The 13285-nt window shown below is 37.0% G+C and carries 3 protein-coding genes; all 3 read left to right on the top strand.

Annotation, left to right across the window (positions count from 1 at the left end; genetic code table 11):
- Positions 1 to 270: 270 nt before the first annotated feature.
- The 3 genes from ACP6PL_RS17090 to ACP6PL_RS17080 all read left to right on the top strand — a co-directional run bounded on the left by ACP6PL_RS17090 (position 271) and on the right by ACP6PL_RS17080 (position 13211).
- Positions 271 to 4833 (top strand): type I polyketide synthase, encoded by a 4563-nt coding sequence (locus ACP6PL_RS17090; protein ID WP_426546463.1) that lies wholly within the window; start codon positions 271 to 273, stop codon positions 4831 to 4833.
- A gap of 356 nt (positions 4834 to 5189) precedes the next feature.
- Positions 5190 to 8549, top strand: coding sequence for a non-ribosomal peptide synthetase (locus ACP6PL_RS17085; protein WP_426546462.1), 3360 nt, complete (start codon positions 5190 to 5192; stop codon positions 8547 to 8549).
- 42 nt (positions 8550 to 8591) lie between these two features.
- A complete protein-coding gene (locus ACP6PL_RS17080; protein WP_426546461.1) occupies positions 8592 to 13211 on the top strand; it encodes a type I polyketide synthase in 4620 nt (1539 codons plus the stop codon).
- Positions 13212 to 13285: the final 74 nt, after the last annotated feature.

Genomic DNA, 13285 nt, shown 5'->3' with positions numbered 1-13285 from the left:
TTGGGTTAAGCGCTAGCCCAACCAAACAAATAGCTACAAAAGAAGTTGGGTTTATCCTGCGGATAAGCTCCGCTAACGTTACTCAACCCAACCTACTATTATTACTTATAACTATAGAAGTTGGGTTTCGTTCCTAAACTACTAATTACTCAAAAAAGCTACTGACTACTAGTTACTTAAAAAAACTACTGACTACTGACTACTAATTACTTAAAAAAACTACTGACTACTGACTACTGACTACTAATTATTTAAGACTAAATTTTAACAATGAATGATTCAACAAATACAACAGGTTTAGAGATAGCAATAATTGGGGTATCAGGGAGATATCCTCGAAGTCAAAACATTAATCAATTTTGGCAAAACATAGTTAACGGAGTAGAATTAACCTCTGTTTTTCCTACGGCTAATAATGACAATAAAACCATAAAAGCAGGTTCCATATTAGAAGATGTAGACCTATTTGATGCAGATTTTTTTAGCATTAATCCCAGGGAAGCAGAAATCATGGACCCACAACATAGAATGTTTCTAGAATGTGCATGGGAAGCATTAGAAAACGCAGGATATAACACCGAAATAGAAGAAAGACCAATAGCAGTTTATGCTGGGGTAGGAATGGGTACATATTCCATCTATAACCTTTTTCCCAACCAGGAAATAATGTCATCAGTTGGGTTATTACAAAGCCTCATAGGAATAGACAAAGATTATGTCACAAGTCGGGTTTCTTATAAATTAAATTTAAAAGGTCCAAGTGTTAGTGTAGGAACTTCATGTTCCAGTTCATTAGTAGCACTTCATTTAGCTTCTCAGAGTTTGCTGAGTGGGGAATGCGATATGGCATTAGCTGCTGGAGTTGCGGTGAAAATTCCCCAAAATGAATCAACTTTATCTCCAGGGGGAATAATTTCTAAAGATGGTCATTGTCGTAGTTTTGATGCGAAAGCGAATGGTACTTTAGGAGGCAATGGAATAGGAGTAGTTGTTCTCAAACGTTTGGAAGAAGCAGTTGCAGATAGAGATACTATTTATGCTGTGATTAAAGGTTCTGCTATTAATAATGATGGAGATGAAAAAATTGGCTATACAGCACCCAGTGAAGCAGGACAAACAAGTGTAATTCGGGCAGCTCAAATTATGGCAGAGGTGGAACCGGACACAATTACTTATATGGAAGCTCATGGAACAGGAACTCCTTTGGGCGATCCGATCGAAATTTCTGCTATGACAGATGCTTTTCGCCTTAATACTGACAAAAAAGGTTACTGTGCTATTGGTTCGGTAAAAACAAATGTCGGACATTTAGATGCAGCAGCAGGAATTACGGGTTTCATAAAAACTGTGATGGCATTGAAGCACAAGGTTTTGCCACCGAGTATCAATTTTGAAACTCCTAACCCGCAAATAGATTTTGATAATAGTCCGTTTTTTGTCAATACTAAATTGTCAGAGTGGGAAACTAATGGGACGCCACGTCGCGCGGGAGTAAGTTCCTTTGGAATAGGTGGCACGAATGCTCATGTAATTTTAGAAGAGGCTCCTCCTGTAGAAGTTCCTCCAAGTTCACGAAAACATCAATTATTATTACTTTCTGCTCGTACCCCTTCTGCTCTAGAAACAGCAACAGAAAATTTAGTTAACTATTTGAAAGACAATCCTAGCATATCACTCGCTGATGTTGCCTACACTCTACAAGTAGGTCGCAAAGCATTCCCTCACCGACAAATAGTTGTAACTACAGATATAGAAGATAGTGTCAAAGTATTAGGCACAAAAGATCCACAGCGAATTTTTAGCAACTTTAACGAATCAAGTAATTCCCCGGTAGTCTTTATGTTTACGGGACAGGGCGCCCAATATGTCAACATGGCGCGAGAAATATATGAAACAGAGGAAGTATTTCGGGAAGAGTACGATCGCTGTCGGGAGTTACTCAAACCACACTTAGATATAGATATATATTCTTTATCCGACTTAAACCAAACTGCTATTGCTCAACCAGCACTATTCATTATCGAATACTCTCTGGCCAAATTATGGATGTCTTGGGGAGTGTATCCAGAAGCAACGATCGGTCATAGTATTGGAGAATATGTGGCTGCTACTTTAGCTGGCGTTTTTTCCCTGGAAGATGCTTTGATGTTAGTGGCAACTCGCGGTCGTTTGATGCAGGAACAACCCACAGGATCGATGTTATCTATAAGTTTGTCTGCTTCTGAGGTAGAGTCTCTGTTGGCAGAAACGAAAATTAGTGGAGTAGAGTTAGCAGCTAATAATGCTCCATCTCTGAGTGTAGTTTCTGGCAGTTTTGAAGCTATAGCAGAATTGGAAAATATGCTGACTAAGCGAGAAATTAACTGTCGTCGCTTGCATACGTCCCATGCTTATCATTCTCAGATGATGAATGCTGTCATCGAACCATTTACAGAGGCACTTAAAAAAGTAACACTTAATCCTCCGCAGATACCATTTATTTCTAATGTTACTGGGACTTGGATAACAGAGAATGAGGCGATCGCTCCGACTTATTGGGCAAAACATTTACGCCAACCAGTAAGATTTTCTGAAGGTATTGGGGAATTATTAAAAGACGGGGAGCGCATATTCCTGGAAGTTGGGCCTGGACGCACTCTTGCTACCTTTGTCAGAAAGCAAGCAGGAGAAAGGTTAGTATTATCTTCCTTGCGTCATCCCAAAGATGAACAGTCAGATACAGAATTTTTGTTAAATACTCTCGGCAAACTATGGTTAGCAGGGATAAAAATAGACTGGTTAGAATTTTCTGCTCGCGAAGAACGTTATCGTGTTCCTTTACCTACATATCCATTTGAACGTCAACGTTATTGGGTTGAAGCAGACAGCAGTAGGGGCGAACGGCCGTTCGCCCCTACTGGAGTCAGGAGCAAAACTGAACATTTCTTGAGAAAGCCTGAAATTGCTGATTGGTTTTATGTTCCTAGTTGGAAACAGGAAGTTTTACCACCGGTGGATTTTTCTAATCGCAAACGCTGGTTAGTTTTTGTGGATGATTCAGAATTTTGTTCTGCTTTTTGTGAGAGATTAAGTAGTGAACATGGTGCGGAAGTTATTCAGGTAAAAATAGGAGATAAGTTTCACAGCATTCAAGATGGAGTTTATACCATACATCCCGGAATCAAGGAAAATTACGATGTTTTATTAAATGAAGTTTTGGCATTAGGAGAAATTCAAAATATTTCTCACTTCTGGAGTTTGATGCCAGCCCAAAATACCGAAGAATATCAGGAATTAGGATTCTACAGTTTGCTCTATTTAGCACAGGCATTAAATAGCAAAAGTCTTAAATCATCACTACAAATAGGAGTAATTTCTAGCAATATTCAAAAGGTTACGGGAACAGAAAAAATTATTCCCGAAAAATCAACTATATTAGGTGCTTGTAAAGTCATACCCCTAGAATTATTCAATGTAAATTGTCGTCTTATAGACTTAGAAGAATCTGATTTTTCTGGCAATATATCTCCTCTAAAAATTGATAGACTAATTCTAGAATTAGCAGCAGACTTAGACGCTTTAGCAGTTGCTTATCGTAACGGAAAAAGGTGGGTAGAAACTTTTGAACCTATCAATTTAGAGCCTGTTTCTGGAAATAAAAGGTTACGAGAAAAAGGAGTTTATTTAATCACAGGAGGAATGGGAGGTATTGGTTTAGCGATCGCCGAATATTTAGCTGAAAAAGTACAAGCAAAATTAGTATTAATTGGGCGTTCTGGTTTTCCTCCAAAATCTGAGTGGGAAAATTTACTAAAAACAGAAAAAGATGATGGAGTTATCTACAAAATCAAAAAGCTACAAAAGATAGAAAAATTAGGTTCTGAAGTTTTAATTATTAAAACTGATGTTTCTAATAAAGAACAAATGCAAATAGCAGTAAACCAAGCATATGAAAAATTCGGTAATATTCATGGAGTAGTTCATTCTGCTGGAACTGTAGGTCGAGGTTTAATTAAAAGTAAAACACAAGAAGCAGTCGAACAGATTTTTGCTCCTAAAGTCAAGGGTACATTAGTTATAGATGAAATTTTTAAAGATACTAAACTAGACTTCTTAGTTTTTTGCTCTTCTTTTACTTCTATAATTGGTATGACTGGGCAAATGGATTATAGTGGAGCAAATGCTTTTCTGGACAAGTTTTCTAGTAGTAAAACTGATACATTTACAGTTTCTATTAATTGGAGTTTATGGAATGAAGTAGGAATGTCAGTAAATGTTAAAGTACCTGAAGGATCTAGAAGGAGACATGAAGAAGGTCTGCAAAAACAAGGTTTTAATAATCAAGAAGGAATAGAAGCATTTAGTCGTATATTAAATGGAGATAAATTACAGCTAAATTCTCTATCCCAAATTGTCGTATCAGCATTAGATTTCCAGGGGATGATCGAGAAATATGTGACGATAAAACCGAAAATTCAAAAGACAACAGAGCCGAAAAATTTATCTAGTTCAACTCATCTACGCCCCAAGATTGCTAATGCTTATGTAGAACCTCGTAACGAGATGGAAGAAAAAGTTGCAAGTCTTTTTAAGAGATTAATAGGTATTGAAAAAGTAGGTATTTATGACAACTTTTTTGAATTAGGAGGTGATTCATTACTGGTAACTCAAATTAATTCTCAAATTCGGGAAATGTTTGATGTAGAAATAGGAATGGAGGATTTTTTTGATATGCCAACAGTAGGTGCAATTTCTGAAAAAATTCAAGGTTATCAGTTAGCAGGAAATCAAGTTCAAGCTCAGAAAATAATTCCAGTTTCTCGCGAAGCATATCGACGAGTCAATCTTAATTAGGACTTACTTCAAGAATTTAGAATTTAGAATTTAGAATTGCCTCTCCTTGAAAATAAGACGATTGACGAACAGGAAAATTTTTATTTATTATCCCCTATCCAAGGGGAGGCTTTAAACCACAATATTTCGGTGAAAACAGGGTTTATGAAATGCTAACATACTGACATCTGTCCCCCAGAAACCCGGTTTCTGAGAACATATATTCATTTATTAAAGCGGAGAAACCGGGTTTATATGAAATGCTAATATACTGACATCTGTTCCCCCAGAAACCCGGTTTCTGATCACATAGTTAAAACAGTTTTTTCCTGACTATCAATCTTACTCCGATCCCTATTCCCTATTGCCTTATTGTTATGATAACTACAGATATAGAAACACCTCCAAAACAAAATAACGAAGATGTGTTCGTATTTCCAGTATCTTTTGCTCAGAAACGACTATGGTTTCTGCAACAACTCCAACCGGAGAATTCTGCTTATAACGAATCTGGTGTGTTCCATTGTAGAGGTAAACTAAATACAATTGCACTAGAACAGAGTTTAAATGAGATTATCCGCAGACATGAAGTATTACGCACATACTTCGTAATAGAAAAAGGAGAACCAGTTCAGGTAATTTTACCATCCCTAATCGTAAAATTAGCTGTTATTGATCTGCGTTCAATTTCAGAAAATGAAAAAGAAGTTCAAGTAAAACAATTAATTAAAAAAGAAACTGAGCAACCTTTCGACTTAACACAAGCACCACTCATCAGATTTTCCCTACTGCAATTAACAGAAAACGAATATATATTAATCTCTGTTATACACCACATTGTTAATGATGGTTGGTCTTCAGGTGTATTTTTTAAAGAAATTGAAGCACTGTATGAAGCATTTAATAATAACAAACCATCACCTTTACCAGAACTTTCGATCCAATATGCAGACTTTACCATATATCAGAATAACTATTTACAAGGAGAAGAGCTAGAAAAATTACTAAATTATTGGCAGCAACAGCTTAAAAATTTATCGGTATTGGCATTACCTACTGATAAAATAAGGCCAACGACAGAAACATATAAAGGTGCTACTAAAACTCTGCTACTGCCTAAAGAATTATGTAATGCCATCAAAACCTTGGGTAAACAACAAGGTGTGACTTTATTTATGACATTGTTGGCAGCATTCAAAACTTTATTGTATCGTTATACGCAACAGAAAGATATTGCAGTAGGAACACCGATTGCAGGACGTAACTTAGCTCAAACAGAAAGTCTAATCGGATTTTTCGTTAATAATTTAGTATTGCGCACAAACTTAGAGGGCAACCCAAGCTTTTTAGAATTTCTCAGTCAGGTGCGTCAAGTTGCTCTGGGAGCTTATGCTCACCAAGATATGCCTTTTGAAAAATTGGTAGACATATTGAAACCAGAACGAGATTTAGGGCGTTCGCCTCTATTTCAAGTAATGTTCATTCTCCAGAATACCCCTTTATCAAAAATTAAGTTCTCAGGAGTGAAACTCGAAACAATACCTATAGAAAAAAATGTATCAAAGTATGACCTGACTTTGGCAATGGAAGAAATTTCTGATGATGAAAGTTTGACTTTAGATTTGGAGAGGAATACAGGGTTATTGGATCGAAACAAATGGGGGATGATAGCAGCATTTGAGTATAATACCGATTTGTTTGATGCCGAGACTATTGATCGAATGGCAGAACACTTTCAAACATTGCTGAGTGGTATTGTTGCTAATCCCAACCGCCCTATTTCTGAATTACCTCTACTGACAGAAGCAGAACATCATAAGTTATTAGTGGAGTGGAATAATACAGCAATTGAGTATCCAAAAGATAAATGTATTCATCAGTTATTTGAAGAGCAAGTTGAGAAAAGCCCTGATGCAGTTGCAGTAGAATTTGAGGGAGAAAAACTCACATATCAACAACTCAATCAAAAAGCAAATAAACTAGCACATTATCTACAAACTCTGGGAGTAGGGGTAGATGTAAAAGTAGGCATTTGCGTAGAACGTTCTCTAGAAACTGTCGTAGGTTTATTGGGTATTCTCAAAGCTGGCGCCGCTTATATACCCATCGATCCTAACTACCCAAAAGAACGTATTGAGTTAGTTTTGTCAGACTCTCAAGCATCAGTATTGTTAACTCAAAAACATTTGGCTGATACTCTACCAGAAAATCAAGCTAATGTTTTGTGTTTGGATAGTGAGGAAATTTTAACTAACCAAAGTTCCGAAAATCCTGTTAGTAACATTGCTAGCGAGAATCTAGCTTATCTTATTTACACATCCGGTTCCACAGGTAGACCTAAAGGCGTACAAATACGCCACCGTACTGTTGTTAATTTCCTGCTCTCCATGCAGCAACAACCGGGTATGACAAAAGATGATGTACTTTTGGCCGTAACTACTATTTCTTTTGATATTGCTGGATTAGAAATTTATCTACCTTTAATTACTGGAGCCAAAGTTGTATTAGTAAGTCGCGCTACTGCCACAGACGGAATAGAACTAGCTAAACAAATTTCTTTGTCTAATGCAACAATAATGCAAGGGACTCCCGCAACTTGGCAGTTATTATTAGCTTCGGGTTGGCAACTCAGTCAAAATTTAAAAATTCTTTGTGGTGGAGAAGCTTTACCGACTGACTTAGCGCAGCAGTTATTAAACAAAAGTAATTCAGTATGGAATTTATACGGTCCGACAGAAACAACTATTTGGTCAGCAGTGTCTCAGGTAGAAGTTTCTCAACTAGAAAAAACATCAATACCAATAGGACACCCCATTGCTAATACTCAGCTCTACATTTTAGATAGCAATAATCAACCTGTACCGAGAGGAGTACCAGGAGAACTACATATTGGTGGTGCAGGTTTAGCTCGTGGATACCTCAACCGACCAGAATTAACAGCAGAAAAATTTATTATCTGGAAGGAGTCAGGAGGTAGGGACGTTGCATGCAACGTCCGTACGGAGTTAGAAGGGAACAAATTATATAAAACAGGAGATTTAGCTCGATATTTGCCCGATGGCAAAATAGAATATCTCGGTCGCATTGACAATCAAGTTAAGCTCCGAGGTTTTCGTATTGAAATTGGGGAAATTGAATCAGTTTTATCTAACCATCCTCAAGTACAACAAACTGTAGTTATTTGTCGAGAAGATATCCCTGGAAATAAACAACTTGTAGCTTATCTAATCACCTCCGCTCCAGAGTTAAATACTACTGAACTGCGACCTTACCTAGAGTCAAAGTTACCAGAATACATGATACCTTCTGCCTTTGTATTGTTAGAAACTCTACCACTAACTCCCAATGGCAAAATTGACCGTAAAGCTTTACCGGCACCAGATATAGATTCAACTCGTTCCCATGAATATGTTGCGCCTCAAACTGAAACAGAAAAACAAATTGCAACTGTTTTACAAGAGGTATTGAAATTAGAAAAAGTTAGTATTTATGACAATTTCTTTGAACTAGGAGCTAATTCTTTAATGTTAGTTAAAGTCAATAGTAATTTACGGGAAATATTATCAATAGAACTACCACTTGTTGATATGTTTAGCTACCCCAATATAAAAGCTTTAAGTCAACATTTATCTAATAAAATTGAGACTCCAGAATTTTCACCAGAAGTGGCACAGCTTGAGCGGAAGCAAGTTAAAGATAGTCTGAGAAAAAGACGTAAGCTCAGACAAAAAAATTAATATTTTGACTAAATTAAAATTATAAAATAAGCAGAGAAAAGTATGAATGAAATTAACGAATTAGATATTGCAATTATTGGATTATCCGGTCGCTTTCCTAAAGCAAAAGATATTGATTCTTTCTGGCAAAACCTCAAAGATGGTGTTGAGTCTATTTCTGTGTTTTCAGAACAAGAACTCCTAGACTTAGGTATTAGCTCTAACCTGCTCAAAAATCCCAACTATGTAAAAGCGAGACCAGTCATTTCAGATATCGAAATGTTCGATGCAAATTTCTTTGGTTTCAGTGCTAAGGAAGCTGAGGATATCGATCCACAACAACGTCTTTTTTTAGAATCAGCTTGGGAAGTTATTGAAAGTGCTGGTTATGACTCAGAAAAATATCGTGGAGCGATCGGAGTCTATGCGGGTATAGGTTTAAACACTTACTTGCTTAACAATGTCTATCCTAACTATGACTCCGAGGATTTTGTGGGTGGCTACAAATTAATGATAACTAGCGATAAAGATTTTCTGCCCACCCGCGTTAGTTATAAATTGAATCTCCGGGGGCCTGCTGTTAACGTTCAGACAGCTTGTTCAACTTCATTGGTAGCAGTTCACCTAGCTTGTCAGAGTTTGCTCAATGGAGAATGTAATATGGCTTTGGCAGGTGGAGTCTCTATTATGGTGCCCCAGAATACAGGTTATCTATATACTGAAGGCATGATTCTTTCTCCAGATGGTCATTGTCGAGCTTTTGATGCCCAAGCTAAGGGTACTATACCGGGTAGTGGTTTAGGTATTGTTCTGCTCAAGCGACTGGAAGATGCGATCGAAGATAGAGATTCTATCTATGCTGTTATTAAGGGTTCGGCCATTAATAATGATGGCTCGGTAAAAGTTGGTTACACCGCACCGAGTACAGAAGGTCAAGCAGCAGTTATTGCGCAAGCTCAAGATGTAGCTGAAGTAGATGCTGAGAGTATTACTTACATAGAAGCTCATGGCACTGCTACAACATTGGGAGACCCCATTGAAATTGCTGCTTTGACTAGGGCATTTAGAAAAAGTACCCAGAAACAGAATTTTTGTGCGATCGGTTCTCTCAAAAGTAATATGGGACATCTAGACGCAGCAGCAGGTGTGGGAGGATTGATCAAAACAGTATTAGCTCTTAAACATAAGTTAATTCCTCCTAGTTTACACTTTGAAGAGCCATCGCCTCAAATTGATTTTGCTAACAGTCCATTTTACGTCAATACTACCCTATCTGAATGGAAGAGCAATGGTAGTCCTCGACGAGCTGGGGTTAGTTCTTTTGGTATTGGTGGCACTAATGCTCATGTCATTTTAGAAGAAACTCCCGAACTCCCCCCTTCAGGAGAGTCTAGAGGAAAGCATTTGCTGCTCATTTCTGCTAAAACCAGTTCTGCACTCGACCAAGCAACTGCTAACTTGGCGAAACATATCACAGAAAATCCCGACTTAAATTTAGCTGATGCTGCTTACACCTTGAGTTGCGGTCGCCGAGCGTTCAGTTATCGACGGATGTTAGTTTGTCAGTCAGCTACTGAAGCAGTACAAGAACTGACAAATTTAGATTCCCAACAGGTTTTTACCAAGAACGTCTCAGAATCAACAGACCGACCTGTTGTCTTCATGTTTCCTGGTCAGGGGTCTCAGTATGTAAACATGGCATTGGAAGTCTACGAAACTGAATCTGTATTTCGGGAACAGGTAGATTTATGCTCGGAAATACTTAAACCAGAGTTAGGGTTAGACCTACGTCAGATACTTTATCCTCAACCTGACGCAACTCAGACAGCACAGGAAAAATTACAACAAACAGCGATCGCTCAGGTCGCTATTTTCGTCATAGAATATGCTCTAGCGAAATTATGGCAATCTTGGGGTATTTCTCCTAAAGCAGCGATCGGTCATAGTATTGGTGAATATGTAGCTGCAACTTTAGCAGAAGTATTCTCCCTAGAAACTGCTCTATCGTTGGTTGCAGCGAGAGGCAAAATGATGCAGCAACTGCCAACTGGTGGAATGCTTTCTATTCCGCTTTCTTCAGAGGAACTCCAACCTCTGTTAACAGAAAAACTTGCCATTGCTGCCATAAATGAGTCTTCCCGATGTGTAGTTTCTGGCGATACAGAATCTATAGAAATTCTCGAAAATAAATTAGCTGCTAAAAATATAGAATGTCGTCGCCTCCATACTTCTCATGCTTTCCATTCTCAAATGATGGAACCTATCCTCAATGATTTTAGAGATAGAGTTAAACAGGAATCGTTAAAACCTCCTCAAATTCCTTATATCTCTAACTTGACAGGAGATTGGATTACAGAATCTCAGGCAACAGATCCCAATTATTGGGTGCAACATTTGCGTCAAACTGTTCTGTTTGCTAAAGGGTTGGAAAATCTGCTGCAAAGTCCAGAGCAAATTTTGTTAGAAGTAGGTCCAGGTAGAACCTTGACTTCCTTAACTAAACGACATCCGAGTATCAATCAAGAACAGCTAGTATTAACATCGGTACGTCATCCCCAAGAGGATAAATCGGATGTCGCTTTTTTACTTACCTCTGTTGGTAATCTTTGGTTAGCTGGAGTTGAAGTAAATTGGAATGCATTTTATAGTCAAGAGGATCGTTATCGCGTTCCTTTACCTACTTATCCTTTTGAACGTCAGCGTTACTGGATATCTCCACCGAAACCAGGAGAAAACACAAAACTGAAGCAGCAAGTTGCAGGTAAAAAGTCAGATATTTCTCAATGGTTTTATATTCCTTCTTGGAAGCGCTTGCCCCTACCACCAAGTCAAGCAGAAAAATCATTGGGTAATATTTTGTTGTTTATAGATGAGTCTGGTTTGGGAGAAAAGTTAGCTACGCAACTGACACAACTTAGCGAAAAAGTAATTTGTGTCAAAGTGGGAGACTCGTTTATGAAGGATAGTCAAGGAATTTATACTTTAAATCCGACTCAACCTGATGACTACAATACTCTGCTAGATGAACTTGTCAGCTCAAACTTAATTCCAGAAAAAGTGATTCATTTGTGGAGTTTAACAACAGAGAAATTAACAAAAGAATTAGATGCAGATTTATTTGACAAAGCTCAAGATTTAGGATTCTATAGTTTGCTATTTTTTGCTCAAGCTTGTGGAAAACAACTCTTAGCAGAGCAATGTGAAATTTTTGTTGTCTCTAATAATATGCAGGATGTAACAGGAAACGAGATTTTGTCTCCTGAAAAATCCACTATATTAGGACCTGTAAAAGTAATTTCTCAAGAATACTTTAACTTTAGTTGTCGTTGTATTGATGTAGCGCTTCCCGATATTGGAAGTAAGCAAGAAAAGATACTTATAGAGCATCTAATTACTGAATTAACTGCAACATCTTCAGCACAAATTATTGCCTATCGTGGAAAGTCTCGCTGGGTAGAAAACTTTGAATTATTCCCATTAAAATCTCAAACCAAATCTCCTCAACAAAAGCTAAAAGAACAAGGAGTTTATCTAATTACAGGAGGACTTGGTGGTATTGGAATTGTATTAGCAGAATTTCTAGCCAAGACAGTACAAGCTAAGTTAATTTTAATCGGACGTTCTACTTTTCCAGAGCGAGATAATTGGTCAGAATGGGTTAAGAGTCATGACGAACAAGATAGTATTAGTCAGAAGATTCAAAAATTACAAGAATTTGAAACTTATGGAGCCGAAGTTTTAGTTTTGAGTGCTGATGTTTCTGACTTTCAAAAAATGGAATTAGTCATTGAAAAAGCAGAGAAAAAATTTGGTAAAATTAATGGAGTGATTCATGCTGCTGGTATGGTCACAGGAAACTCAATTAATGCTATTCAAAATATAGGAAAAGCCGAGTGTCAGCCACAATTTATGTCTAAGATTTACGGCACATTAGTATTAGGAAAATTGCTCAAAGATAGAGAGATAGACTTCTGTTTATTAATGTCTAGTATCTCATCAATTTTAGGAGGATTAGGATTTGTGGCTTATACAGCTAGTAATAGTTTTATGGATTATTTTGTTCAGGCAGATAATCATCTAGAAAATAATTCTCCTTGGATAAGTGTTAATTGGGATGGCTGGAAAGTAGGTTCAGAATCAAAACAAAATTTAAGTTTTGGCAAGAACTTAGCAGAACTATTAATTACGCCCGAAGAAGGAACAAAAGCTTTTGAGGTAATACTATCTGAAAGTAATACTAATCAATTAGTTGTTTCTACTGGAGATTTAGAAGCAAGAATAAACCAATGGGTTAAGCGAGAGCGGGTCAAAAAAGAAAGTAATTTAGAGCAATTAGTAGATTCTGAAAAAGATAGTTCTATAAATTTAGGAACTGTTTATGTTGCCCCAAGAAATCAACAAGAAGAAATTTTAGTTGAGATTTTTCAATCTGTTCTTGGTGGTAATAAAGTAGGAATAAATGACGACTTTTTTGAATTAGGAGGAGATTCATTAGTAGCAACTATGCTCATTGCCAAAATCAAGCAAAACTTTACAGTAGATATTAATATCGGTGAGATATTTAATTTGACAACTGTTGCTAATTTTTCAGAATATATCAATAGTCAAAAAGAGACTATAGATAGCGATTTAGAAAAGATTAATCAAATGCTAGAACTTGTGGAGAGTACGATAGATGATTAATGGATAATGGATAATGAAAATCATCTCTAATTATTAATTGTTCATTAGTAAAATTTATAGCAATTATCAATTAT

This window comes from Dapis purpurea BLCC-M126, assembly GCF_050015975.1.
In the GTDB taxonomy this organism is placed as follows: Bacteria; Cyanobacteriota; Cyanobacteriia; order Cyanobacteriales; family Microcoleaceae; genus Trichodesmium.
This window is presented reverse-complemented; position numbering and strand designations above follow the sequence as displayed.

Excerpts from the sequence above, each read along its gene's own strand:
- ACP6PL_RS17090 (WP_426546463.1), top strand. The coding sequence starts at position 271 with ATGAATGATTCAACAAATACAACAGGTTTAGAGATAGCAATAATTGGG.
- ACP6PL_RS17085 (WP_426546462.1), top strand. The coding sequence starts at position 5,190 with ATGATAACTACAGATATAGAAACACCTCCAAAACAAAATAACGAAGAT.
- ACP6PL_RS17080 (WP_426546461.1), top strand. The coding sequence starts at position 8,592 with ATGAATGAAATTAACGAATTAGATATTGCAATTATTGGATTATCCGGT.